Origin of the sequence: Citrobacter sp. EC_71, assembly GCF_019584005.1 — a bacterium.
GTDB lineage: Bacteria > Pseudomonadota > Gammaproteobacteria > Enterobacterales > Enterobacteriaceae > Citrobacter > Citrobacter werkmanii.
Genome location: NZ_VDAY01000001.1, coordinates 122818 through 145991, shown reverse-complemented (window position 1 = coordinate 145991; position 23174 = coordinate 122818). Strand labels below are relative to the sequence as shown.

Below are 23174 nucleotides of genomic sequence, written 5' to 3'. Positions count from 1 at the left end.
CCTCCGGTTAATAATCATTTCGTATTAACCGAAGGATACACTCTGGAGTCGACTCCAGAGTCAAGCGATATTAGAGATACAACGAACGAACAATCAGGAAATGTCCGGCGAAGTAGCAGGCGGCGGCAATGGCGTTATCGGCGCGGAAGCGGCGGCGATAATGGCTACCCAGCCAGACAAAATTGCCGATGAACAATAATGAGGCGCCGAGGAATGCCGACAGCGCGGGGCCAGTGGGGCGGAAGAACCACAGCTCACCGGCCATCCAGACCATCATCAGCGTGATGCCGATAAAGGTGCAGATAGCGACACGCAGCTCTTCCAGACGCGTCCAGATCACGGCGATCAGCAACGCCCCCAGCACTACCAGCACCAACGGCAAAGGCCAGAAGAACGACAGCGTCATTTGGCTGGCGAAATAGATGGTATACAGCAGATGCGACAGGAAGAATGCCCCCACGGCGTACAGCAGACGTTGGCGCGGCAACAGCGTCAGCGCATCGCCCAGCAGTGAGGCAAGCAGCCCTGCCAGCACCAGATAGCTGATGGCGTTAAACATTGGCGCCTGCCAGGCCAGCAGCGCCAGCAGGAGTAAAGTTAGGGGTTTAAAGACCCAGCGTTGCCAGGCGGGCCCACGATAGGAAGCATCCACGAACAACCATGCGGAAAGACAGACAGCGATAAACGACCAAAGCATCTTAGTTCCTTGAATTCGTTATTTTTTCGTAAGCGGGGTGCTCACGGCTCTACTGTCCAGTGTAGAGGTCGACACAGCCAGATGACAACACCATAACAGGCGATGTATGCTTATTTCCGCATTTTCTGATGGGTTAATAATATGAGCAAACCACCACTTTTTTTCATTGTTATCATTGTCTTAATCGTTGTCGCTGCGTCGTTTCGCTTTGTTCAGCAGCGGCGAGAAAAAGCCGATAATGATGCGGCGCCGCTGGTGCAAAAGCAGGTGGTGGTGAGTAACAAACGGGAAAAACCGCTAAACGATCGGCGATCCCGTCAGCAGGAAGTGAGCCCGGCAGGAACCAGCATGCGCTATGAAGCCAGCTTTAAGCCACAAAACGGGGGGATGGAGCAGACGTTTCGTCTGGATGCGCAGCAGTACCACGCGTTAACGGTCGGGGATAAAGGCACGCTGAGTTACAAAGGTTCGCGATTTGTTGATTTTACGCTTGAACGCTAAGGTGTCATCTGACTGATGCCGGATGGCGGCTTACGCCTTATCCGGCCTACAGATTTTTCGCCCCGGCCCGCAACGTGCCGCCGGGAGAAAAGATCACAGCTACTTCTTCAACTGATCTTTAATCTTCTTCTGCCACACCAGTAGCTCAAAGACGCCGAACAGAAAAATACGGATTTTCTCTCCGTTGGTCATCTGCGGGCCATCTTTAGGCATGGTGCTTTTTAGCAGCGCCAGCTGCATGCCATGCATCAGCACCATAAATATCAGTGCGACGTTAACGAAGATGTTAAGCGGGCGTGGAAAGGGTTGAAAAATATTCAGTAGTAAAAATGCCCAGACGCACAGCATCAGCAGGCGCCCCAGGTTAATCAGCATCGTGTTCTCCTCGTGCTTCACGTTGGTACAGGCGATAGGCGACCTGTCCGGCGACTTTCTCACGGTATAGCGACCAGTTCACCGGAACCGGCGGTAAGCCGTTTTCGACTTCGCTTTCAACGTAGATATACGCTTCATCTGCCAGCCAGCCATGGGTTTCCAGAAGGGTTAATGTTTCTTCCAGTAATCCTTTGCGAAACGGCGGGTCAACGAACACCACGTTATGCGGCGTACCGGTTTGGGCCAGAAACGCCAGCGTATTGGCATTGACGACGCGGGCATGATTTGCCTTCAGCGTGGCGAGATTCTTTTGTAGCTGCTGCGATACCGTGCGATCCATCTCCAGAAGCGTGGCGTCTGCCGCATAGCGGGAGAGCGCTTCCAGCCCTAGCGCACCGCTACCGGCGAAACAGTCCAGGCACCGGGCATCGACCATTACCGGGGCCAGCCAGTTAAATAAGGTTTCGCGCACGCGGTCGGTGGTCGGACGCAGGCCGGGGCTGTCCGGAACCGGGAGTTTACGGCCACGCCATTGCCCGCCAATAATGCGGATCTGGCCGCTACCAGAGTGATTCGGTTTTTTCATTTCTATTATTGCTCAATCCGCCTATAGCATGTCATTCCAGGCGGTGATGTGAGTTAAGTTAAGTGATAGACTATTTCATCATTTTTTTAGCTGCTATGTACATAGCGTTGACGCTGTGCCATGAAGCAACAGCGGGGGAGTGTAGTCGCAAATGGCGAAAGAGAAAAAACGTGGCTTTTTTTCCTGGCTGGGCTTTGGTCAAAAAGAGCAGGCACCGGAAAACGAGACAGAACTAAAAAACGAAGAACAACAACCGGTTGCTGAAGAAACTACCGTCGTTGACGAACAGCCGCGCGCCGAGGAAACCCGTAGCGAGGCACAAACACAAGCCTTTGCTGCTGAAGTTGTTGAAGTCACTGAACAGGTTGCGGAAATCGAAAAACTGCAGCCGGAAGAAGAACCTGTTGCTGAGCAACCGCAGCCGGAAGTTGAAGCGGTTGCTGAATCCACTGTTGAACCTGCAGTGGAAACCCCTGCGGCGGCGGTTATCGAACACGAAGAATTGCCGCTGCCGGAAGAGGTGAAAACCGCAGATGTTTCTGCCGAAGAGTGGCAGGCTGAAGCAGAAACTGTAGAAATCGTCGAGGCGGTTGAAGAAGAAGCCGAAAACGAACCGCAGCTGACCGATGAAGAGCTGGAAGCGCAGGCCCTGGCCGCTGAGGCGGCGGAAGAAGCCGTCATGGTGGTGCCGGTTGAAGAACCTGCCGTTGAAGAACCGGTAGAAGAGGCGGTCCAGGAGCAGGAAAAACCAACTAAAGAAGGTTTCTTTGCGCGCCTGAAACGCAGCCTGCTGAAAACAAAAGAAAACCTCGGTTCCGGATTTATCAGTCTGTTCCGCGGTAAAAAGATCGACGATGATCTGTTTGAAGAGCTGGAAGAGCAACTGCTGATCGCCGATGTGGGTGTAGAAACGACCCGCAAAATTATTGCGAATCTGACGGAAGGCGCCAGCCGCAAGCAGCTCAAAGATGCAGAAGCGCTGTATGGCCTGCTGAAAGATGAGATGGGCGAGATTCTGGCGAAGGTTGATGAGCCGCTGAACGTTGAGGGTAAAACGCCATTTGTTATCTTAATGGTTGGTGTCAACGGCGTGGGTAAAACAACTACCATTGGTAAGCTGGCGCGTCAGTTTGAGCAGCAGGGTAAAACGGTGATGCTGGCGGCGGGCGATACCTTCCGTGCGGCAGCGGTAGAGCAGTTGCAGGTCTGGGGTCAGCGTAACAATATCCCGGTGATTGCGCAGCATACCGGCGCGGATTCCGCCTCGGTTATCTTTGATGCCATTCAGGCCGCGAAGGCTCGTAACGTAGACGTGCTGATCGCTGATACCGCAGGGCGTTTGCAGAACAAATCGCACCTGATGGAAGAACTGAAAAAAATCGTTCGTGTCATGAAGAAGCTCGACGAAGAGGCGCCGCATGAAGTTATGCTGACTATCGACGCCAGTACCGGGCAGAATGCGATAAGCCAGGCCAAACTGTTCCATGAAGCGGTGGGCTTAACCGGTATCACCCTGACCAAGCTGGACGGTACGGCGAAGGGGGGGGTCATCTTCTCGGTTGCCGATCAGTTTGGCATCCCTATCCGTTACATTGGTGTGGGCGAACGTATCGAGGATTTACGTCCGTTTAAAGCGGACGATTTTATTGAGGCACTTTTTGCCCGAGAGGATTAACAATGATTCGCTTTGAACATGTCAGCAAGGCCTATCTCGGTGGGAGACAAGCGCTGCAGGGAGTGACCTTCCATATGCAGCCTGGCGAGATGGCGTTTCTGACCGGCCACTCTGGTGCGGGTAAAAGTACCCTGCTGAAGCTGATCTGTGGAATTGAACGGCCCAGCGCCGGAAAAATCTATTTCAGCGGGCATGACATCAGCCGTTTGAAAAACCGTGAAGTGCCGTTTCTGCGTCGTCAGATTGGCATGATTTTTCAGGATCACCACCTGTTGATGGACAGAACCGTGTTTGACAACGTGGCAATTCCGCTGATCATCGCGGGCGCCAGCGGGGACGATATTCGTCGTCGCGTGTCAGCGGCACTGGATAAGGTCGGGCTGTTGGACAAAGCGAAAAACTTCCCGATTCAGCTCTCTGGCGGTGAGCAACAGCGTGTGGGTATCGCCCGTGCGGTGGTGAATAAACCTGCGGTACTGCTGGCGGATGAACCGACGGGGAACCTGGATGACGCGCTGTCGGAAGGGATCCTTCGCCTGTTCGAAGAGTTTAACCGCGTCGGGGTCACGGTATTAATGGCCACGCACGATATTGGTCTGATCTCCCGTCGCTCCTACCGCCAGCTGGTCCTGAGTGATGGACACCTGCATGGAGGCCTGGCGCATGAATAGACGTGACGCTATCAATCAAATCAAACAGTTCGGTGGCCGACTGGATCGTTTTCGTAAATCAGGCGGCGCGCCGGGTGATGGCGGTCGTAATGCGCCGAAGCGTGCGAAAGCCGCGCCAAAACCGAACTCACGTAAAACCAACGTTTTTAACGAGCAGGTGCGTTACGCGTTCCAGGGCGCGTTGCAGGACCTGAAAAGTAAGCCGCTGGCGACGTTCCTGACGGTGATGGTGATCGCCATCTCCCTGACGCTGCCAAGCGTGTGTTACATGGTTTATAAAAACGTAAACCAGGCGGCAAGCCAGTATTATCCCTCGCCGCAAATCACCGTCTATCTGCAAAAAACGCTAGATGATGACGCGGCGGCGCGGGTGGTGGGTCAGTTGCAGGCCGAACAGGGCGTCGAGAAAGTAAATTATCTTTCCCGCGAAGATGCGTTGGGCGAATTCCGTAACTGGTCCGGCTTTGGCGGCGCGCTGGATATGCTGGAAGAGAATCCGCTTCCAGCCGTAGCGGTGGTGATCCCGAAACTGGACTTCCAGGGGACGGAGTCGCTGAACACCCTGCGTGACCGTATTGCACAAATCAACGGTATTGATGAAGTGCGGATGGACGACAGCTGGTTCGCTCGTCTGGCGGCGCTGACGGGACTCGTGGGGCGCGTATCCGCGATGATTGGCGTGCTGATGGTGGCGGCGGTCTTCCTCGTCATCGGTAACAGCGTGCGCCTGAGTATTTTTGCGCGTCGCGATACCATTAACGTGCAAAAGCTGATTGGCGCAACGGACGGATTTATCCTGCGTCCATTCCTTTACGGCGGCGCGCTGCTCGGTTTTTCCGGCGCATTTCTTTCACTGATTTTGTCAGAAATTTTGGTGATGCGTTTGTCGTCAGCGGTAACTGAAGTGGCGCAGGTTTTTGGAACAAAGTTTGATATCAATGGTTTATCATTCGACGAGTGCCTGTTATTGCTGCTGGTGTGCTCAATGATCGGCTGGGTGGCAGCCTGGCTTGCCACGGTTCAACATTTACGCCACTTTACCCCCGATTAAAAAATCTCTGGTATAATCTTTCCCTGCACTGAGTAGTTCGCTCTGCAGGGAAAGAGTCCCTGTTATCTCTTCCCGGCGTATTCATTGTGATGTCACATTTTGTGCGTAATTTATACACATTACGACATGGAACTTGTGGATAAAATCACTGTCTGATAAAAGATTGAATGATATTCTCGTTGCTCATAAGCTCTGGCATGGTTGTTGCTACTGGTTTTTGTTAATTGGTTTTGCCAACGCGCCAGATGAAAAGATTGAGAGGATTTGAATGACCAAAGAAATGCAAAATTTAGCTTTAGCCCCTGTTGGTAACCTGGAATCTTACATCCGGGCTGCGAACGCGTGGCCGATGTTGTCGGCTGACGAGGAGCGGGCACTGGCTGAAAAGCTGCATTACCAGGGCGATCTGGAAGCAGCTAAAACGCTGATCCTGTCTCACCTGCGCTTTGTTGTTCATATTGCTCGTAACTACGCGGGCTATGGCCTGCCGCAGGCGGATCTGATTCAGGAAGGTAATATCGGCCTGATGAAAGCCGTGCGCCGTTTCAACCCGGAAGTGGGTGTGCGCCTGGTTTCTTTCGCTGTGCACTGGATCAAAGCTGAGATCCATGAATACGTTCTGCGTAACTGGCGTATCGTGAAAGTCGCGACCACTAAAGCACAGCGTAAGCTGTTCTTTAACCTGCGTAAAACCAAGCAGCGTCTGGGCTGGTTCAACCAGGACGAAGTTGAAATGGTGGCTCGTGAGTTGGGTGTTTCCAGCAAAGACGTGCGTGAAATGGAATCCCGTATGGCGGCGCAGGACATGACGTTTGACATGTCTTCGGACGACGAGTCTGACAGCCAGCCGATGGCGCCGGTTCTGTATCTGCAGGATAAATCCTCTAATTTTGCCGATGGCATTGAAGAAGATAACTGGGAAGATCAGGCCGCGAACAAACTGACTCACGCAATGGAAGGTCTGGACGAACGTAGCCAGGATATCATCCGCGCTCGTTGGCTGGACGAAGACAACAAGTCCACGTTGCAGGAACTGGCCGACCGCTACGGCGTCTCCGCTGAACGTGTGCGTCAGCTTGAGAAAAACGCCATGAAAAAACTGCGCGCGGCGATCGAAGCGTAATCTTCCAGGAAACCTGGAAATGCTGATAAACCCTGGATGAAAATCCGGGGTTTTTTGTTTTTATCTCTCCCTCTATCTCCTGACGTTTAGGCTTTTTGTCATCAAGTTGTTATCTGCATGTCAAATTTAGCTATTCCAAAATAATAAAAATCGGGTATGTTTTAGCAGAGTATGCTGCTAAAGCACGGGTGGCTATCCAATAATCGAAATAAAGTGCTGAACAACAACATCACAACATACGTAATAACCACAATAATGGGGATTGTCAGGATGAATACGAAGGGTAAAGCGTTATTGGCAGGATGTATCGCCCTGTCTTTGAGCAATATGGCGTTTGCTAAGGATATTAAAGTGGCCGTTGTCGGCGCAATGTCCGGTCCGGTAGCACAGTATGGCGATCAGGAGTTTACTGGCGCAGAGCAGGCGATTGCGGATATCAACGCCAAGGGCGGGGTGAAAGGTGACAAACTGGTCGTGGTGAAATACGACGACGCCTGCGACCCGAAACAAGCGGTAGCGGTCGCGAACAAAGTGGTCAACGACGGGATTAAATACGTTATCGGTCATCTGTGCTCATCTTCTACCCAGCCCGCGTCAGATATCTATGAAGATGAAGGCATTCTGATGATCACTCCGGCAGCAACGGCGCCGGAGCTGACTGCGCGTGGTTATAAGCTGGTGATGCGTACCACCGGCCTGGATTCCGATCAGGGGCCAACTGCCGCCAAATACATTCTGGAAAAAGTGAAGCCGCAACGCATCGCCATCATTCACGATAAGCAGCAGTACGGTGAAGGTCTGGCGCGTGCGGTGCAGGACGGCCTGAAGAAAGGCAACGCCAACGTGGTGTTCTTTGACGGAATTACCGCCGGTGAAAAAGACTTCTCGACGCTGGTAGCGCGCCTGAAGAAAGAGAATATCGATTTCGTTTACTACGGTGGTTATCACCCGGAAATGGGGCAGATCCTGCGTCAGTCTCGTGCCGCAGGTCTGAAAACCCAGTTTATGGGACCGGAAGGGGTAGCGAACGTGTCGCTGTCTAACATTGCGGGTGAGTCTGCGGAAGGCTTACTGGTAACTAAGCCGAAGAACTACGATCAGGTGCCTGCAAACAAACCGATTGTGGATGCTATCAAGGCCAAGAAACAGGATCCAAGTGGCGCATTCGTGTGGACCACTTACGCCGCGCTGCAATCCTTGCAGGCCGGCCTGAACCAGTCTGACGATCCGGCTGAAATTGCCAAATACCTGAAAGCAAACTCAGTAGAAACCGTAATGGGGCCGTTGTCCTGGGACGAGAAGGGCGATCTGAAAGGCTTCGAATTCGGTGTGTTTGACTGGCATGCTAATGGTACGGCGACCGACGCGAAGTAATTGAGTGCCGGGTGGCGGCTTCGCCTTACCCGGCCTACATACCTGGAAAATTGCGAGGTGGTTTTTTATTTTTTGTTCCCAGCATGTAGGCCGGATAAGCGTCAGCGCCATCCGGCTTTTTTATCTTTTTTCCCAGCCATCCGCCTGGGCCGTAAACCCTAATGCCTGCATAAACGCGGCCATCACGCTGCGGTCTTCAACGCCTACATCAGCCATCCACCATGAACTCACACTTGGGTTTTCGCGGATCACCTCTTCGATTAAATACTGCCCGACGCCGCGACGACGGGTGATTTCACGTACGCGCAACGAATCCAGAGCGCCTTGGGTACCGCTCAGGGTGACACGTACAGCGCCTAACAGACGCTCGTTAAAACGCGCGGCGTAGATCCGGTGCGTTTCATCTACGCTTAACGATGAGGCGGAATATTCCGGCCAGATTTTGCCCAGATCAATCAGATCCTGGGCGCTAAAGTTGTTTAAACGAACGATGGTCAGCTTCATTAGCAGCATGTCCAAATCACAAAAGATGGAAGCAGTGTACCGAAATAATTCACCCGGATGCTTTCTCTTTTTTATGTGATTAACCAGGTTAATCGTTTTGCGACAACGGTAATGACAGTTTGAAACATTAGAGATTGAAAAACAGGCAGGATAATACCCTGGGATGCAGCATTTTATTCCGCTCTTTGTACCGTTATTTTATGCTGACAAACGTGCTTTTTTTTGTTTATCTATAGTGAAAAGCAGAATATTATCTTTTCTTAATCGACTGAAATATAGAGATTTTAGCCTGATTTTGCTTAAAAAACTGTGCTAAACCATTAATGAGATTGGTAAAAATAGTACAGTTCAAAAAAAGCACAGTCTGCTTTTTAACCACATAAATACAAAATATTAATTACGTCACGAATGGGGATTCAGGTAATGAAACGGAATGCGAAAACAATCATCGCAGGGGTGATAGCACTGGCAATGTCACACGCGGTCATGGCGGAAGATATCAAGGTCGCTGTTGTCGGCGCGATGTCAGGCCCGGTCGCGCAGTGGGGTGATATGGAATTTAATGGCGCACGTCAGGCCATTAAAGATATCAATGCCAAAGGCGGGATCAAAGGCGACAAACTGGTCGCTGTGGAATATGACGACGCTTGCGATCCGAAACAGGCCGTGGCGGTAGCGAACAAAATCGTCAATGACGGCATTCAGTACGTTATTGGACATCTGTGCTCATCTTCCACGCAGCCTGCATCAGATATTTATGAAGATGAAGGCATTCTGATGATTTCTCCGGGTGCCACTAACCCGGAACTGACCCAGCGCGGTTACGCACACATCATGCGTACAGCGGGTCTGGACTCCTCTCAGGGGCCGACCGCCGCGAAATACATTCTGGAGAAGGTGAAGCCGCAGCGTATCGCCATCATTCACGATAAACAGCAATACGGTGAAGGCCTGGCGCGTTCAGTGCAGGACAGCCTGAAAGCGGGCAAAGGTAACATCGTTTTCTTTGACGGGATCACCGCCGGAGAAAAAGATTTTTCTGCGCTGATCGCCCGCCTGAAAAAAGAAAATATCGACTTTGTTTATTACGGCGGCTACTACCCGGAAATGGGGCAAATGCTGCGCCAGGCGCGTTCCGTCGGGCTGAAAACCCAGTTTATGGGACCAGAGGGCGTCGGCAATGCGTCGCTGTCTAACATTGCCGGTGATGCTGCTGAAGGCATGCTGGTAACCATGCCAAAACGCTATGACCAGGATCCGGCGAATAAAGCTATCGTCGATGCGCTCAAAGCTGACAAGAAAGATCCAACCGGACCGTACGTGTGGATCACTTATGCAGCCGTCCAGTCATTGGCGACAGCAATGGATCGCAGCGGTAGCAAAGAGCCGTTGGACCTGGTGAAAGATCTGAAAGCACACGGGGCTGATACCGTGATTGGGCCGCTGAAATGGGACGAAAAAGGCGATTTGAAGGGATTTGAGTTTGGTGTCTTCCAGTGGCACGCAGACGGTTCATCGACCGTTGCGAAGTAATACCTGAAGACGAGTTATCCCACCGCCCGTGCAAAACGGGCGGGTTAAGAAAGGTTACCTTATGTCCGAGCAGTTCCTCTATTTCTTGCAGCAGATGTTTAACGGCGTCACGCTGGGAAGCACCTACGCGCTGATCGCCATCGGTTACACGATGGTGTACGGCATTATCGGCATGATCAACTTCGCCCACGGCGAGGTGTATATGATCGGCAGCTATGTCTCCTTTATGATCATCGCAGCGCTAATGATGATGGGCATTGATTCCAGTTGGCTACTGGTCGCGGCGGGCTTCGTCGGCGCGATTGTGATTGCCAGCGCCTACGGCTGGAGCATTGAACGTGTGGCGTATCGGCCCGTGCGCAGCTCCAAGCGCTTGATCGCGCTGATTTCCGCTATCGGGATGTCCATCTTCCTGCAAAACTACGTCAGCCTGACGGAAGGTTCGCGCGACGTGGCGCTGCCCAGCCTGTTTAATGGCCAGTGGACTGTCGGCAGTAGCGAAAACTTCTCTGCTTCCATCACCACCATGCAGGCGGTTATCTGGATTGTAACCTTCCTGGCGATGCTGGCGCTGACGATTTTCATCCGCTATTCGCGTATGGGCCGCGCCTGTCGCGCCTGCGCTGAAGACCTGAAAATGGCCAGCCTGCTCGGGATTAACACCGACCGCGTGATTGCGCTGACCTTTGTGATTGGTGCGGCTATGGCGGCGGTAGCGGGCGTGCTGCTCGGTCAGTTCTACGGCGTAATTAACCCGTACATCGGCTTTATGGCCGGGATGAAAGCCTTTACCGCGGCGGTACTGGGCGGCATCGGTAGCATCCCTGGGGCGATGATCGGCGGTCTGATTCTGGGCGTCGCGGAAGCGCTCTCCTCTGCTTATCTGAGTACTGAATACAAAGACGTGGTTTCATTCGCGCTGCTGATTCTGGTGCTGCTGGTGATGCCAACCGGTATTCTGGGTCGCCCGGAGGTAGAGAAAGTATGAAACCGATGCATTTTGCAATGGCGCTGCTCTCTGCCGCTATGTTCTTCGTCCTGGCGGGCGTCTTTATGGGGGTCCAACTGGAGCTTGACGGCACCAAACTGGTGGTCGATACCGCCGCGGATATCCGCTGGCAGTGGGTGTTTATCGGCACTGGTGTGGTCTTTCTCTTCCAGCTGTTGCGTCCAGCCTTCCAGAAAGGCCTGAAGAGCGTCTCTGGACCGAAATTTATTCTGCCGGCGATTGACGGCTCCACCGTTAAACAGAAGCTGTTCCTGGTGGCGCTGCTGGTGATTGCCGTGGCGTGGCCGTTTATGGTGTCGCGCGGTACGGTGGATATCGCCACGCTGACGATGATTTATATCATCCTCGGCCTCGGCTTAAACGTGGTGGTGGGGCTTTCCGGCCTGCTGGTGCTGGGCTACGGCGGCTTCTATGCCATCGGCGCTTACACCTTCGCGCTGCTGAACCACTATTACGGTCTGGGCTTCTGGACCTGTCTGCCGCTGGCGGGGCTGGTTTCAGCTGCTGCGGGCTTCCTGCTTGGCTTCCCGGTACTGCGCCTGCGCGGTGATTATCTGGCGATTGTGACGTTAGGCTTCGGCGAAATCGTCCGTATCCTGCTGCTCAACAACACCGAAATCACCGGCGGCCCGAACGGTATCAGCCAGATCCCGAAACCCACCTTTTTCGGTCTTGAGTTCAGCCGCAGCGCGCGTGAAGGTGGCTGGGATACCTTCAGCAACTTCTTTAACGTGAAGTATGACCCGTCCGATCGCGTGATTTTCCTCTATCTGGTGGCGTTGCTGCTGGTGGTGTTCTCGCTGTTTGTCATCAACCGTCTGCTGCGTATGCCGCTGGGACGTGCGTGGGAAGCGCTGCGTGAAGATGAAATCGCCTGCCGTTCGCTGGGCTTAAATCCTACACGCATCAAGCTGACCGCCTTTACCATCAGCGCCGCGTTTGCCGGTTTTGCTGGTACGCTGTTTGCCGCGCGCCAGGGCTTCGTCAGCCCGGAATCCTTCACCTTTGCCGAGTCGGCCTTTGTGCTGGCGATTGTGGTACTGGGCGGAATGGGCTCACAGTTTGCGGTGATCCTCGCGGCCATCCTGCTGGTAGTGTCACGCGAGCTGATGCGTGATTTCAACGAATACAGCATGTTAATGCTGGGTGGTTTAATGGTACTGATGATGATCTGGCGTCCGCAGGGCTTGTTGCCGATGACCCGTCCACAGTTGAAGCTGAAAAACGGGGAAGCAAAAGGAGAGCAGGCATGAGTCAGCCATTATTATCCGTTAACGGCCTGATGATGCGCTTCGGCGGTCTGCTGGCGGTAAACAATGTTGAACTGGAACTGCGGCCGCAGGAGATTGTCTCGTTGATCGGCCCGAACGGCGCGGGAAAAACCACGGTTTTCAACTGCCTGACCGGTTTTTATAAGCCGACAGGCGGGACGATTAAGCTACGCGACCAGCACCTGGAAGGGTTGCCGGGTCAGCAAATCGCGCGTATGGGCGTGGTGCGTACTTTCCAGCACGTGCGTCTGTTTCGTGAGATGACGGTGATTGAAAACCTGCTGGTGGCGCAACATCAGCAACTGAAAACCGGCGTCTTCTCCGGCCTGTTGAAAACTCCGTCGTTCCGTCGCGCGCAGAGTGAAGCGTTGGATCGCGCCGCCACCTGGCTGGAGCGTATTGGCTTGCTGGAGCATGCCAACCGTCAGGCCAGTAACCTGGCCTACGGCGACCAGCGTCGTCTGGAGATTGCCCGCTGCATGGTGACGCAGCCGGAAATCCTGATGCTCGACGAACCAGCGGCGGGCCTGAACCCAAAAGAGACCAAAGAGCTGGACGAACTGATTGCCGAGCTGCGTAACCATCACAACACCACTATCCTGCTGATTGAGCACGATATGAAGCTGGTGATGGGGATTTCCGACCGTATTTACGTGGTGAACCAGGGCACGCCGCTGGCGAACGGGACGCCGGAACAGATTCGTAATAACCCGGACGTGATCCGCGCCTATTTAGGTGAAGCATAATGGGGGCGAGGCATAATATGGATAAGGCGATGTTATCGTTCGATAAAGTCAGCGCCCACTACGGCAAAATTCAGGCGCTGCACGAGGTTAGCCTGTATATCAATCAGGGTGAAATCGTAACGCTTATCGGCGCCAACGGCGCGGGTAAAACCACCCTGCTCGGTACGTTATGCGGCGACCCACGCGCGACCAGCGGGCGAATTGTCTTTGATGGTAAAGACATTACCGACTGGCAGACAGCGAAAATCATGCGCGAAGCGGTGGCGATCGTCCCGGAAGGGCGTCGTGTTTTTTCGCGCATGACGGTGGAAGAGAACCTGGCGATGGGCGGCTTCTTTGCCGAGAAGGACCAGTTTCAGGAACGTATCAAGTGGGTTTACGAACTGTTCCCGCGCCTGCATGAACGTCGCATTCAGCGTGCGGGCACCATGTCCGGCGGTGAACAGCAGATGCTGGCGATAGGCCGCGCGCTGATGAGCCAGCCGCGCCTGTTGCTGCTGGATGAACCTTCTCTGGGGTTGGCGCCGATTATCATCCAGCAGATCTTTAACACCATTGAGCAGTTGCGCGAGCAGGGGATGACCATCTTCCTCGTCGAGCAGAACGCCAACCAGGCGCTGAAGCTCGCCGACCGCGGCTACGTGCTGGAAAATGGTCATGTGGTACTGGAAGACACCGGCGATGCGCTGCTGGCGAATGAAGCGGTGCGTAGCGCTTATCTGGGCGGTTAAGATTTCTCTTAAGAGTTAAGGGGCCTGATGGCCCCTTTTTATCGCGTTATGTTATTATTGAGAATGGTTATCAATAATAATATGAACATGGAGAAAGGATGATACGTTCAGGTACCTGCATGATGATTGGAACTCTGTTATTGGCGTTTGCATCTGGCGCTCAGGCATTGGAACCGCAAACGTTCGACCCGCGCGATCCGTCTATCTGGGAAGAGAAACCAACCAACCCGTTGGCACAGTCCAGCTCGCCCTGCGAAGTATTCACCAGCTCGGTATGCCCTGGCTGGGAAGATGAGAAATCAGATATCCAGCGTGAACGTGAGCGGCGGGAACAGCAGCGTTTACAGAATGAATTTGAACGACGCTGGCGTCGGGATTAACGTTACCGGAGTGAATGGGCAGCGTGTCAGGTAACGTCGCTAGCTAAATCTGCAGGTATTGCGAGCCTTGTCCCAGCAAGCATAGGTTATTTGCTGCATAATCAACGGCTTGATGTATATCTTGAGTCAATGGTAATTGAATGAATGATTTACCGCGTCAAACTGACGTGCTGCCCATGCCCGCAATAGACGGTGTTACGGTCTCTTTTAATGGACTGCACTATCTGCGCCCCGAGCTACTTCTGGATTTTGTGAGTATCAGTAGCGCGCCGTTGCTTGCCGTTACGCCTGTCGCATTGCTGTACTCTTCTGTTGGTGTGCTGCAACAGGTTGACTTACGCAAGTTGCCGGTTGAAGTCGTTGGCCGTGTGGTTTACCCCATCTCTTCGCTGAAGCTTCCTGCGTTACGAGGAAAGCTCATCATTAACGCCCAGTCGCGACGACTCAAGTTTCTGGAAAGTCTGGTGGCGATATCGCCGGAAGATAATATCCACGGTATGCAGATCCTGGGACTGGCGCTGGAGTTTACGTTCGCACAACCTGAGTAATACTTCTTTTTTGTACATCTTAGATGTACAATTGAGTTGTACATCTGAGGAGGTTTTGATGCGTACCATGAACTATAGCGAAGCCCGACAAAATCTGGCTGAAGTACTGGAGAGCGCTGTCACCGGCGTTCCTGTCACTATTACACGTCGTGGTCATAAGCCTGCCGTAATCATCAGCGCGGAAGAGTTCGAACGCTATCAGGCTGCAAGACTTGATGATGAATTTGCCGATATCATGATGTTACATGGTAATGAAATCAGGGAGCTGGCGGATAAATGACCCTACAAATTATCTCAGCGGAAGAGATAATCCAGTTTCACGACAGGCTGCTACGCGTAACGCCTGGCGTTGCGGGCATGCCTGATCCTGGTCGTGCTGAAGCGCTGATGTATCGAGTGTTAAATCAAATTGAATACGAAGGTGTGACCGACGTGTGGTTGCTGGCCGCAATGCATTTACTGGCTATCTCACGTGGGCATATTTTTAATGACGGTAACAAACGTACCGCTTTGTTTATTACGTTACTGTTTTTAAAGCGTAACGGGATAGCTTTGCCTGCAAACCCGGATTTTGTCGCCATGACGGTTGAAGCGGCTGCGGGCCAACTGACGCTGGAACAAATAGCCTCCCGCTTACGTGCATAACCCCGGTGGCGCTTCGTCTGGACGGGCTACCCAAGCCATTGTAGGCCGGATAAGATGCGTTAGCATCGCCATCCGGCGGTTCGTAGGCACTTTCTCTATAAGTGTTACAGCTCCCACTTTGCTTCCTTAGCACCGTCACCGCCTTGCCATCTGTTTGTCGCCTTACTATCTTTTTTTTGTAATAAAAAAGTTATTTTTCTGTCATTCGAGCATGTCATGTTACCCCCGCGAGCATAAAACGCGTGATATCGCGCATCCGGCACAACAAGAGAGATAACCGATGATATCGTTACGACATACAGCTTTAGGACTGGCACTTAGCCTGGCATTTGCAGGTCAGGCGATGGCAGTTACCACCATCCCGTTCTGGCACTCAATGGAAGGCGAACTGGGTAAAGAAGTTGATTCACTGGCGCAACGTTTTAATGCCGCCAACCCCGACTACAAAATTGTTCCACAGTACAAAGGTAACTACGAGCAGAGCCTGAGCGCAGGTATTGCCGCCTTCCGTACCGGAAACGCCCCTGCGCTGTTGCAGGTTTATGAAGTGGGTACGGCAACGATGATGGCCTCAAAAGCCATTAAACCGGTCTATGAAGTATTCAAAGAGGCTGGCATCAACTTCGATGAATCTCAGTTCGTGCCGACGGTTTCCGGTTATTACACTGACTCGAAAAGCGGACATCTGCTCTCCCAGCCGTTTAACAGCTCCACGCCGGTGCTGTATTACAACAAAGACGCCTTCAAAAAAGCCGGTTTAGACCCTGAGCAACCGCCAAAAACCTGGCAGGATCTGGCGGAATACACCGCGAAGCTGAAAGCCGCAGGTATGAAGTGTGGCTACGCCAGCGGTTGGCAGGGCTGGATTCAGATTGAAAACTTCAGCGCCTGGAACGGTCTGCCGGTCGCCACCAAAAACAACGGTTTTGACGGTACTGACGCGGTGCTGGAGTTCAATAAACCGGAGCAGGTGAAACACATTGCACTACTGGAAGAGCTGAATAAAAAAGGTGATTTCAGCTACTTCGGACGTAAAGATGAGTCCACCGAGAAGTTCTACAATGGGGATTGCGCCATTACCACTGCTTCTTCTGGTTCTCTGGCCGACATCCGTCACTACGCCAAATTCAACTATGGCGTCGGCATGATGCCGTACGATGCCGACGTGAAGGGCGCGCCGCAGAACGCGATTATCGGTGGAGCTAGTCTGTGGGTGATGCAAGGCAAAGACAAAGCCACCTACGAAGGCGTGGCGCAGTTCCTTAACTTCCTCGCGAAACCAGAGATTGCTGCCGAATGGCATCAGAAGACCGGCTATCTGCCGATCACCACCGCCGCGTACGATCTGACTCGCGAGCAGGGCTTCTATGATAAGAACCCCGGGGCCGATATCGCCACCCGTCAGATGCTGAACAAACCGCCGTTACCGTTCACCAAAGGACTGCGTCTGGGCAACATGCCGCAGATCCGTACCATCGTGGATGAAGAGCTGGAAAGCGTGTGGACCGGAAAGAAAACCCCACAGCAGGCGTTGGACGCCGCGGTAGAGCGTGGCAATCAGTTACTGCGCCGCTTTGAGCAATCGACCAAATCTTAAGTGTATAAGTGCCTGATGGCGCTACGCTTATCAGGCCTACAGCGTTTGTAGGCCGGATAAGCGTAGCGCCATCCGGCACCTTCCAGGAAAAGAACCTTCATGTCCTCATCCCGTCCGGTGTTCCGCTCGCGCTGGCTTCCCTATTTACTGGTGGCCCCGCAGTTGGTTATCACCGTTATTTTCTTTATCTGGCCCGCCGGTGAAGCGCTATGGTACTCGCTACAAAGCGTTGATCCTTTTGGTCTTTCCAGCCAGTTTGTCGGACTGGAAAACTTTGTCGCGCTGTTCCATGACCCGTACTACCTTGATTCGTTCTGGACGACGATAAAGTTCAGTACGTTGGTTACGGTAAGCGGCCTGCTGGTGTCGCTGTTTTTTGCTGCGCTGGTGAATTACGTCGTGCGCGGTAGCCGTTTTTACCAGACGTTAATGCTACTCCCCTACGCCGTTGCGCCTGCCGTCGCCGCCGTACTGTGGATCTTCCTGTTCAACCCGGGTCGCGGGCTGATTACCCATTTTCTCGGTGAGTTTGGCTATGACTGGAACCACGCGCAAAACAGCGGTCAGGCAATGTTTCTGGTGGTGTTCGCGTCTGTCTGGAAGCAGATTAGTTACAACTTCCTGTTCTTCTTTGCCGCACTGCAATCTATTCCCCGATCGCTGATCGAAGCCGCCGCGATTGATGGCGCGGGGCCGATTCGCCGCTTCTTTAAGCTGGCATTGCCGCTGATTGCGCCAGTCAGCTTCTTTCTGCTGGTGGTGAATCTGGTGTATGCCTTCTTCGATACCTTCCCGGTGATCGACGCCGCCACGGCAGGTGGACCGGTACAGGCGACCACCACGTTGATTTATAAGATCTATCGTGAAGGCTTTGTCGGCCTGGATCTCTCTGCGTCAGCCGCGCAGTCGGTGGTGCTGATGTTCCTGGTCATTATTTTGACAGTGGTGCAGTTCCGCTATGTGGAAAGTAAGGTGCGTTACCAATGATTGAGAACCGTCGTGGGCTGACAATATTTAGCCATGCCATGCTGATTATGGGGATCATGGTGATCCTGTTCCCGCTGTACGTCGCGTTTGTCGCGGCGACGCTGGACAACAAAGCGGTATTTGAAACGCCGATGACGCTTGTTCCCGGCACGCAGTTGCTGGAAAACATGAAATACATCTGGGTCAACGGCGTGGGCGTCAACAGCGCGCCGTTCTGGTTGATGATGCTCAACAGTTTCATCATGGCGTTCAGTATTACGGTGGGGAAAATCACCGTTTCTATGATCTCCGCGTTCGCTATCGTCTGGTTTCGCTTTCCGCTGCGCAACCTGTTCTTCTGGATGATTTTTATCACCCTGATGCTGCCGGTTGAGGTGCGTATTTTCCCGACGGTGGAAGTGATCGCCAACCTGAAAATGCTCGACAGCTACGCGGGTCTGACGTTGCCGCTGATGGCATCGGCTACTGCGACCTTCCTGTTCCGTCAGTTTTTTATGACGCTACCGGATGAGCTGGTTGAAGCGGCGCGTATTGACGGCGCGTCACCGATGCGTTTTTTCCGCGATATCGTGCTACCGCTGTCAAAAACCAATCTGGCGGCGCTGTTCGTGATCACCTTTATCTACGGCTGGAACCAGTATTTGTGGCCGTTGTTAATTATTACCGATGTCAACCTGGGCACTGCGGTGGCGGGCATCAAAGGCATGATCGCCACCGGCGAAGGTACCACCCAATGGAATCAGGTGATGGCAGCCATGTTGCTGACGCTCATCCCTCCGGTAATCATCGTGTTAGCCATGCAGCGTGCCTTCGTGCGTGGTTTAGTGGACAGTGAGAAATAAAATGGCTGGTTTAAAACTACAGGCAGTAACCAAAAGCTGGGATGGCAAAACCCAGGTGATTAAACCGCTGACGCTGGACGTTGCGGACGGTGAGTTTATCGTGATGGTCGGGCCATCCGGCTGCGGCAAGTCTACGCTGCTGCGGATGGTGGCTGGGCTGGAGCGGGTCAGCGGCGGCGATATCTGGATCGATAATAAGCGCGTTACCGAGATGGAGCCGAAAGATCGCGGCATTGCAATGGTGTTCCAGAACTATGCCCTCTACCCGCATATGAGCGTGGAAGAAAACATGGCCTGGGGATTGAAGATTCGTGGAATGGGCAAGGAGCATATTGCCGAACGGGTGAAAGAGGCGGCACGTATTCTCGAACTGGGTGAATTGCTAAAACGTCGCCCGCGCGAACTTTCAGGCGGCCAGCGTCAGCGCGTGGCGATGGGGCGGGCGATTGTTCGCGATCCGGCGGTATTCCTGTTCGATGAGCCGCTTTCTAATCTCGATGCCAAGCTGCGCGTACAGATGCGTCTGGAGTTACAACATCTGCATCGCCGACTGAAAACCACCTCGCTGTATGTGACGCACGATCAGGTTGAAGCGATGACCCTTGCCCAGCGGGTGATGGTGATGAACAAAGGCATTGCCGAGCAGATCGGTACGCCGGTTGAGGTGTACGAGAAACCTGCCAGCCGTTTTGTGGCGAGCTTTATCGGCAGCCCGGCGATGAACCTGCTGGACGGGCGCATTAGCGCTTCGGGTACGCATTTTGAACTGGATGACGGCATGGCCCTGCCCATTGCCAGGAACGTCCGGAAATATATTGGGCGTAACATGACGCTGGGTATCCGCCCGGAGCATATTGCGTTAAGCTCGCAGGCCGATGGCGGTGTGCCGTTGGTTGTCGATACGCTGGAAATGCTGGGCGCGGATAACCTGGCGCACGGACGCTGGGGTGAGCAAAAGCTGGTGGTGCGACTGGCGCATCAGCATCGCCCGACGGCAGGCAGCACGCTATGGCTGCATCTGCCAGAAAATCATTTGCATCTCTTTGATGGCGAAACAGGACAACGCGTATGAGTAACTGGCCTTATCCCCACATTGCCGCCCATCGCGGCGGCGGTAAGCTGGCACCGGAAAACACCCTGGCGGCGATCGACGTGGGGGCGCGATACGGGCATACCATGATTGAGTTTGACGCTAAGTTGTCGAAAGACGGTGAGATCTTTTTGCTGCACGACGACAATCTCGAACGGACCAGTAACGGCTGGGGCGTGGCGGGTGAACTGAACTGGCAGGATCTATTACGCGTGGACGCAGGCGGTTGGTTTAGCGGCGAGTTTAAAGGCGAACCGCTGCCGCTGCTCTCGCAAGTGGCCGCGCGCTGCCGTCAGCACGGCATGATGGCGAATATTGAAATTAAACCCACGACCGGCACCGGAACGTTAACCGGCAAAGTCGTGGCGCTGGCTGCGCGTGAACTATGGGTGGGAATGACGCCGCCGCTGTTGTCGTCTTTTGAAATTGATGCGCTTGAAGCAGCGCAGCAGGCGGTTCCAGAACTGCCGCGCGGTTTACTGCTTGATGAATGGCGTGACGACTGGCGTGAGCTGACCACGCGGCTTGGCTGCGTCTCGATTCATCTTAATCATAAGCTGCTGGATGAAGCGCGCGTGGATGCGCTGCGCGACGCAGGGCTACGTATTTTGGTTTATACCGTCAACCGACCCCAGCGCGCGGCGGAACTGCTGCGCTGGGGAGTGGACTGCATCTGTACCGATGCCATTGATACGATAGGGCCGGATTTCCAACCCTATTAAGGCCCAATCGTTTTTAACGGAACGTTAGGCTGCGGCGTGCTGGAGGGCTTCAGCATGTCGCCGTTCTTTTTCTCCGACAGCATATGTTGCTTATTCAGCGAGCTGTCCGGATTACGGGTTCCGTTCAACATGCCACCGTTGCTGTTGGGCAGCATCTGCTGTTGACCCGAATTCAACTCGCCAGGCTGAGACTGAAGGACTCGCTGGGAGTTCGTGTTGATTTGGTTTTCCATATGCTGTTGCTGCATGCGGGTTTGCGTTTGCAACTGCTGGTTGAGCATCCCTTTTTGCTGAATTTGCTGCGTTTGCATTTGGGTCTGCATACGCTGCTGGCTCGGGATCTGGTAACCCGGTTGATTCGGGTTATTCATGGTGTTGATGGGCTGTGCAAAGCCTGCAAACGGCAATAGCATGGCTAAAAGTAAGAGTCGTTTCATCGCTTTTCTCCTCTCGGGGATCGTTTAAGTTTACTCCTTTCTCGCCGTTACGATGATTATTTCAGAGTTATGCACCAGGCTTAGTGGGGGCCGACCCCATACATCTGGAGAATAACGATGATAAAACCGACGTTTTTACGCCGGGTAGCCATTGCTGCTCTGCTCTCAGGAAGTTGTTTTAGCGTTGCTGCCGCGCCGGCAGCGCCACCACCGGTATCCTACGGTGTCGAGGAAGATGTGTTCCATCCCGTGCGTGCGCAGCAGGGAATGGTGGCCTCGGTGGATGCATTAGCCACCCAGGTTGGGGTGGATATCCTCAAACAGGGGGGCAATGCCGTCGATGCCGCCGTGGCCGTTGGCTATGCGCTGGCGGTGACGCATCCGCAGGCGGGTAATCTGGGCGGTGGTGGTTTTATGCTGCTGCGTACCAAAGACGGTAATACTACGGCGATTGATTTTCGTGAAATGGCGCCTGCTGCCGCGACCCGTGATATGTTCCTCGACGATCAGGGTAACGCCGATGCGAAAAAGTCGCTGACGTCGCATCTGGCATCCGGTACGCCGGGTACCGTGGCGGGTTTCTCGCTGGCGCTGGAGAAATACGGCACGATGCCGCTGAACAAAGTGGTGCGCCCGGCGATGAAGCTGGCGGAAGAGGGTTTTGTGGTTAACGATGCGCTGGCCGATGACTTAAAAACTTACGGCAGCGAAGTGATCCCTAATCATGAGAACAGCAAAGCCATTTTCTGGAAAGACGGTGAGCCGCTGAAGAAGGGCGATAAGCTGGTCCAGAAGAATCTGGCGAAAAGCCTGGAAATGATTGCCGAAAATGGCCCGGATGCGTTTTATAAAGGGGCGATTGCCGACCAGATTGCCGGGGAAATGCAGAAGAACGGCGGTCTGATGACCAAAGAGGATTTAGCCAGCTATAAAGCCGTTGAGCGTACGCCAATCAGTGGTGACTATCGCGGGTATCAGGTCTTCTCCATGCCGCCGCCATCCTCGGGCGGTATTCACATCGTGCAGATCCTTAATATTCTTGAAAACTTCGATATGAAGAAGTACGGCTTTGGCAGTGCCGATGCCATGCAAATCATGGCGGAAGCGGAAAAATACGCCTATGCCGACCGTTCAGAGTATCTGGGTGACCCGGACTTTGTGAAAGTGCCGTGGCAGGCGCTGACCAACAAAGCCTATGCGAAAACGCTGGCCGATCAAATTGATATCAACAAGGCCAAACCTTCCAGCCAGATAAAACCGGGCAAGCTCGCCCCGTATGAAAGCAACCAGACCACCCACTTCTCGGTGGTGGATAAAGACGGCAATGCCGTGGCGGTGACCTATACCCTGAATACTACCTTCGGCACCGGGATTGTGGCGGGTAATACCGGTATTCTGCTCAATAATGAAATGGACGATTTCTCTGCCAAGCCAGGCGTGCCGAACGTATACGGACTGGTGGGCGGCGACGCCAACGCGGTTGGTCCGAAGAAGCGTCCGCTGTCGTCTATGTCGCCGACTATCGTGGTAAAAGACGGGAAAACCTGGCTGGTGACCGGCAGCCCTGGCGGGAGTCGAATCATCACTACCGTGCTGCAAATGGTAGTGAACAGCATTGATTTCGGAATGAACGTCGCCGAAGCGACCAACGCGCCGCGCTTCCATCATCAGTGGTTGCCGGATGAGCTTCGCGTCGAGAAGGGCTTCAGCCCGGATACGCTCAAGTTGCTGGAGCAAAAAGGACAGAAAGTGGCGCTGAAAGAGGCGATGGGCAGCACCCAGAGTATTATGGTGGGACCGGATGGCGCACTGTATGGCGCGTCCGACCCGCGTTCCGTAGATGACTTAACGGCGGGATACTAAGCATAACGGCCCTCTTCGATGGGAGAGGGCTTGTCGGGTAGTTTTCACTATAGTGAATGGTCTTGGTGATGCTGGTCAATTTCGATTAGCAACTTATGGCCTTGGGCAGATACGCGATAATAATCCATTCCTGAGGGGGTCCTTGCTACTATATCGACTAAACCCGCTTTAGATAGGTTATTTATGAGCCTGACTACGTTACCAACTCCATCCATT

Annotated in this window: 26 protein-coding genes and 1 pseudogene; 21 read left to right on the top strand and 6 right to left on the bottom strand. The window is 53.6% G+C overall.

All coding sequences use genetic code 11. From position 1 onward, the window contains the following. Positions 1 to 70: 70 nt before the first annotated feature. The gene (locus FHD02_RS00670) at positions 71 to 697 is read right to left on the bottom strand and encodes a lysoplasmalogenase (RefSeq protein WP_137361616.1); all 627 of its coding nucleotides are present in this window, start codon (positions 695 to 697) and stop codon (positions 71 to 73) included. A gap of 141 nt (positions 698 to 838) precedes the next feature. Here FHD02_RS00670 and FHD02_RS00665 point away from each other — a divergent pair, with 141 nt between their 5' ends. Continuing rightward, positions 839 to 1198, top strand: a complete 360-nt coding sequence (locus FHD02_RS00665) for a DUF2500 domain-containing protein (RefSeq protein WP_048236961.1) — start codon at positions 839 to 841, stop codon at positions 1196 to 1198. Between the two features lie 99 nt (positions 1199 to 1297). Here the strand turns inward: FHD02_RS00665 and FHD02_RS00660 are convergent, their stop codons facing one another. Further along, positions 1298 to 1573 (bottom strand): DUF1145 family protein, encoded by a 276-nt coding sequence (locus tag FHD02_RS00660; RefSeq protein WP_003023415.1) that lies wholly within the window; start codon positions 1571 to 1573, stop codon positions 1298 to 1300. After that, positions 1563 to 2159, bottom strand: a complete 597-nt coding sequence (rsmD, locus tag FHD02_RS00655) for a 16S rRNA (guanine(966)-N(2))-methyltransferase (RefSeq protein WP_137370366.1) — start codon at positions 2157 to 2159, stop codon at positions 1563 to 1565. Before rsmD ends, FHD02_RS00660 begins: the two co-directional genes overlap by 11 nt. 151 nt (positions 2160 to 2310) lie before the next feature. On the opposite strand from rsmD, the gene ftsY reads away from it, so the two are divergent. The 5 genes from ftsY (at position 2311) to livJ (ending at position 8053) form a co-directional block, all read left to right on the top strand. Continuing rightward, positions 2311 to 3834: a signal recognition particle-docking protein FtsY gene (gene ftsY / locus FHD02_RS00650; protein WP_137370367.1), complete on the top strand. Its 1524-nt coding sequence runs from the start codon at positions 2311 to 2313 to the stop codon at positions 3832 to 3834. A gap of 2 nt (positions 3835 to 3836) precedes the next feature. Then, the gene (gene ftsE / locus FHD02_RS00645; protein WP_006687468.1) at positions 3837 to 4505 is read left to right on the top strand and encodes a cell division ATP-binding protein FtsE; all 669 of its coding nucleotides are present in this window, start codon (positions 3837 to 3839) and stop codon (positions 4503 to 4505) included. Continuing rightward, a complete protein-coding gene (gene ftsX, locus FHD02_RS00640; RefSeq protein ID WP_042311999.1) occupies positions 4498 to 5556 on the top strand; it encodes a permease-like cell division protein FtsX in 1059 nt (352 codons plus the stop codon). Before ftsE ends, ftsX begins: the two co-directional genes overlap by 8 nt. 268 nt (positions 5557 to 5824) lie before the next feature. Next, positions 5825 to 6679 carry an RNA polymerase sigma factor RpoH gene (gene rpoH, locus FHD02_RS00635; RefSeq protein ID WP_038634997.1) on the top strand — a complete coding sequence of 285 codons (855 nt, stop codon included), beginning with the start codon at positions 5825 to 5827 and terminating at the stop codon, positions 6677 to 6679. 270 nt (positions 6680 to 6949) lie between these two features. Beyond that, positions 6950 to 8053: a branched chain amino acid ABC transporter substrate-binding protein LivJ gene (livJ, locus tag FHD02_RS00630; protein ID WP_170972958.1), complete on the top strand. Its 1104-nt coding sequence runs from the start codon at positions 6950 to 6952 to the stop codon at positions 8051 to 8053. Between the two features lie 41 nt (positions 8054 to 8094). On the opposite strand, the pseudogene FHD02_RS24820 reads toward livJ, so the two are convergent. Together FHD02_RS24820 and panM are read right to left on the bottom strand one after the other, a co-directional pair. Next, positions 8095 to 8189: pseudogene (locus tag FHD02_RS24820) on the bottom strand (hypothetical protein); the annotation flags it as partial. Next, a complete protein-coding gene (gene panM, locus FHD02_RS00625) occupies positions 8174 to 8557 on the bottom strand; it encodes an aspartate 1-decarboxylase autocleavage activator PanM (protein WP_038634992.1) in 384 nt (127 codons plus the stop codon). The gene panM and the pseudogene FHD02_RS24820, both read right to left, overlap by 16 nt. Before the next feature lie 423 nt (positions 8558 to 8980). Here panM and livK point away from each other — a divergent pair, with 423 nt between their 5' ends. From livK to ugpQ, 14 genes are all read left to right on the top strand, one after another. Then, the gene (gene livK / locus FHD02_RS00620; RefSeq protein WP_191213785.1) at positions 8981 to 10090 is read left to right on the top strand and encodes a high-affinity branched-chain amino acid ABC transporter substrate-binding protein LivK; all 1110 of its coding nucleotides are present in this window, start codon (positions 8981 to 8983) and stop codon (positions 10088 to 10090) included. 61 nt (positions 10091 to 10151) lie between these two features. Beyond that, complete coding sequence (gene livH, locus FHD02_RS00615; protein ID WP_079938142.1) at positions 10152 to 11078, top strand: high-affinity branched-chain amino acid ABC transporter permease LivH; 927 nt, start codon at positions 10152 to 10154, stop codon at positions 11076 to 11078. Next, a complete protein-coding gene (gene livM, locus FHD02_RS00610; RefSeq protein WP_220393445.1) occupies positions 11075 to 12352 on the top strand; it encodes a branched chain amino acid ABC transporter permease LivM in 1278 nt (425 codons plus the stop codon). Before livH ends, livM begins: the two co-directional genes overlap by 4 nt. After that, entirely contained in the window at positions 12349 to 13116 is a 768-nt protein-coding gene (livG, locus tag FHD02_RS00605; RefSeq protein WP_003023438.1) for a high-affinity branched-chain amino acid ABC transporter ATP-binding protein LivG, read from the top strand. Before livM ends, livG begins: the two co-directional genes overlap by 4 nt. Before the next feature lie 17 nt (positions 13117 to 13133). Continuing rightward, complete coding sequence (gene livF, locus FHD02_RS00600) at positions 13134 to 13847, top strand: high-affinity branched-chain amino acid ABC transporter ATP-binding protein LivF (RefSeq protein WP_137361612.1); 714 nt, start codon at positions 13134 to 13136, stop codon at positions 13845 to 13847. A gap of 98 nt (positions 13848 to 13945) precedes the next feature. Next, positions 13946 to 14227: a hypothetical protein gene (locus FHD02_RS00595; RefSeq protein WP_042311846.1), complete on the top strand. Its 282-nt coding sequence runs from the start codon at positions 13946 to 13948 to the stop codon at positions 14225 to 14227. Positions 14228 to 14367: 140 nt separating this feature from the next. Further along, on the top strand, positions 14368 to 14775 hold the full coding sequence (locus FHD02_RS00590) for a dTDP-glucose pyrophosphorylase (protein WP_137370370.1): 408 nt from the start codon (positions 14368 to 14370) through the stop codon (positions 14773 to 14775). Positions 14776 to 14833: 58 nt separating this feature from the next. After that, entirely contained in the window at positions 14834 to 15055 is a 222-nt protein-coding gene (locus FHD02_RS00585) for a type II toxin-antitoxin system Phd/YefM family antitoxin (protein ID WP_137361610.1), read from the top strand. Continuing rightward, a complete protein-coding gene (locus FHD02_RS00580; protein ID WP_137361609.1) occupies positions 15052 to 15420 on the top strand; it encodes a type II toxin-antitoxin system death-on-curing family toxin in 369 nt (122 codons plus the stop codon). Before FHD02_RS00585 ends, FHD02_RS00580 begins: the two co-directional genes overlap by 4 nt. 280 nt (positions 15421 to 15700) lie before the next feature. After that, positions 15701 to 17017, top strand: a complete 1317-nt coding sequence (gene ugpB / locus FHD02_RS00575; RefSeq protein ID WP_042311849.1) for a sn-glycerol-3-phosphate ABC transporter substrate-binding protein UgpB — start codon at positions 15701 to 15703, stop codon at positions 17015 to 17017. Positions 17018 to 17116: 99 nt separating this feature from the next. Then, complete coding sequence (ugpA, locus tag FHD02_RS00570; RefSeq protein ID WP_038634974.1) at positions 17117 to 18004, top strand: sn-glycerol-3-phosphate ABC transporter permease UgpA; 888 nt, start codon at positions 17117 to 17119, stop codon at positions 18002 to 18004. Next, positions 18001 to 18846: a sn-glycerol-3-phosphate ABC transporter permease UgpE gene (gene ugpE / locus FHD02_RS00565; protein ID WP_137370371.1), complete on the top strand. Its 846-nt coding sequence runs from the start codon at positions 18001 to 18003 to the stop codon at positions 18844 to 18846. Before ugpA ends, ugpE begins: the two co-directional genes overlap by 4 nt. Position 18847: 1 nt before the next feature. Continuing rightward, positions 18848 to 19918 (top strand): sn-glycerol-3-phosphate import ATP-binding protein UgpC, encoded by a 1071-nt coding sequence (locus FHD02_RS00560; protein ID WP_220393444.1) that lies wholly within the window; start codon positions 18848 to 18850, stop codon positions 19916 to 19918. Continuing rightward, a complete protein-coding gene (gene ugpQ / locus FHD02_RS00555) occupies positions 19915 to 20658 on the top strand; it encodes a glycerophosphodiester phosphodiesterase (protein ID WP_220393443.1) in 744 nt (247 codons plus the stop codon). Before FHD02_RS00560 ends, ugpQ begins: the two co-directional genes overlap by 4 nt. On the opposite strand, the gene FHD02_RS00550 is transcribed toward ugpQ, so the two are convergent. Next, positions 20655 to 21095, bottom strand: coding sequence for a DUF2756 family protein (locus FHD02_RS00550; RefSeq protein WP_103769558.1), 441 nt, complete (start codon positions 21093 to 21095; stop codon positions 20655 to 20657). The two genes, ugpQ and FHD02_RS00550, sit on opposite strands and share 4 nt — an antisense overlap. Positions 21096 to 21212: 117 nt before the next feature. On the opposite strand from FHD02_RS00550, the gene ggt reads away from it, so the two are divergent. Then, complete coding sequence (gene ggt, locus FHD02_RS00545) at positions 21213 to 22958, top strand: gamma-glutamyltransferase (RefSeq protein WP_201287298.1); 1746 nt, start codon at positions 21213 to 21215, stop codon at positions 22956 to 22958. Positions 22959 to 23174 lie beyond the last annotated feature (216 nt).

Bases quoted from the DNA above. Each gene is read 5' to 3' on its own strand.
- FHD02_RS00670 (WP_137361616.1), bottom strand. From the start codon at position 697: ATGCTTTGGTCGTTTATCGCTGTCTGTCTTTCCGCATGGTTGTTCGTG.
- FHD02_RS00665 (WP_048236961.1), top strand. From the start codon at position 839: ATGAGCAAACCACCACTTTTTTTCATTGTTATCATTGTCTTAATCGTT.
- FHD02_RS00660 (WP_003023415.1), bottom strand. From the start codon at position 1,573: ATGCTGATTAACCTGGGGCGCCTGCTGATGCTGTGCGTCTGGGCATTT.
- rsmD (WP_137370366.1), bottom strand. From the start codon at position 2,159: ATGAAAAAACCGAATCACTCTGGTAGCGGCCAGATCCGCATTATTGGC.
- ftsY (WP_137370367.1), top strand. From the start codon at position 2,311: ATGGCGAAAGAGAAAAAACGTGGCTTTTTTTCCTGGCTGGGCTTTGGT.
- ftsE (WP_006687468.1), top strand. From the start codon at position 3,837: ATGATTCGCTTTGAACATGTCAGCAAGGCCTATCTCGGTGGGAGACAA.
- ftsX (WP_042311999.1), top strand. From the start codon at position 4,498: ATGAATAGACGTGACGCTATCAATCAAATCAAACAGTTCGGTGGCCGA.
- rpoH (WP_038634997.1), top strand. From the start codon at position 5,825: ATGACCAAAGAAATGCAAAATTTAGCTTTAGCCCCTGTTGGTAACCTG.
- livJ (WP_170972958.1), top strand. From the start codon at position 6,950: ATGAATACGAAGGGTAAAGCGTTATTGGCAGGATGTATCGCCCTGTCT.
- panM (WP_038634992.1), bottom strand. From the start codon at position 8,557: ATGAAGCTGACCATCGTTCGTTTAAACAACTTTAGCGCCCAGGATCTG.
- livK (WP_191213785.1), top strand. From the start codon at position 8,981: ATGAAACGGAATGCGAAAACAATCATCGCAGGGGTGATAGCACTGGCA.
- livH (WP_079938142.1), top strand. From the start codon at position 10,152: ATGTCCGAGCAGTTCCTCTATTTCTTGCAGCAGATGTTTAACGGCGTC.
- livM (WP_220393445.1), top strand. From the start codon at position 11,075: ATGAAACCGATGCATTTTGCAATGGCGCTGCTCTCTGCCGCTATGTTC.
- livG (WP_003023438.1), top strand. From the start codon at position 12,349: ATGAGTCAGCCATTATTATCCGTTAACGGCCTGATGATGCGCTTCGGC.
- livF (WP_137361612.1), top strand. From the start codon at position 13,134: ATGGATAAGGCGATGTTATCGTTCGATAAAGTCAGCGCCCACTACGGC.
- FHD02_RS00595 (WP_042311846.1), top strand. From the start codon at position 13,946: ATGATACGTTCAGGTACCTGCATGATGATTGGAACTCTGTTATTGGCG.
- FHD02_RS00590 (WP_137370370.1), top strand. From the start codon at position 14,368: ATGAATGATTTACCGCGTCAAACTGACGTGCTGCCCATGCCCGCAATA.
- FHD02_RS00585 (WP_137361610.1), top strand. From the start codon at position 14,834: ATGCGTACCATGAACTATAGCGAAGCCCGACAAAATCTGGCTGAAGTA.
- FHD02_RS00580 (WP_137361609.1), top strand. From the start codon at position 15,052: ATGACCCTACAAATTATCTCAGCGGAAGAGATAATCCAGTTTCACGAC.
- ugpB (WP_042311849.1), top strand. From the start codon at position 15,701: ATGATATCGTTACGACATACAGCTTTAGGACTGGCACTTAGCCTGGCA.
- ugpA (WP_038634974.1), top strand. From the start codon at position 17,117: ATGTCCTCATCCCGTCCGGTGTTCCGCTCGCGCTGGCTTCCCTATTTA.
- ugpE (WP_137370371.1), top strand. From the start codon at position 18,001: ATGATTGAGAACCGTCGTGGGCTGACAATATTTAGCCATGCCATGCTG.
- FHD02_RS00560 (WP_220393444.1), top strand. From the start codon at position 18,848: ATGGCTGGTTTAAAACTACAGGCAGTAACCAAAAGCTGGGATGGCAAA.
- ugpQ (WP_220393443.1), top strand. From the start codon at position 19,915: ATGAGTAACTGGCCTTATCCCCACATTGCCGCCCATCGCGGCGGCGGT.
- FHD02_RS00550 (WP_103769558.1), bottom strand. From the start codon at position 21,095: ATGAAACGACTCTTACTTTTAGCCATGCTATTGCCGTTTGCAGGCTTT.
- ggt (WP_201287298.1), top strand. From the start codon at position 21,213: ATGATAAAACCGACGTTTTTACGCCGGGTAGCCATTGCTGCTCTGCTC.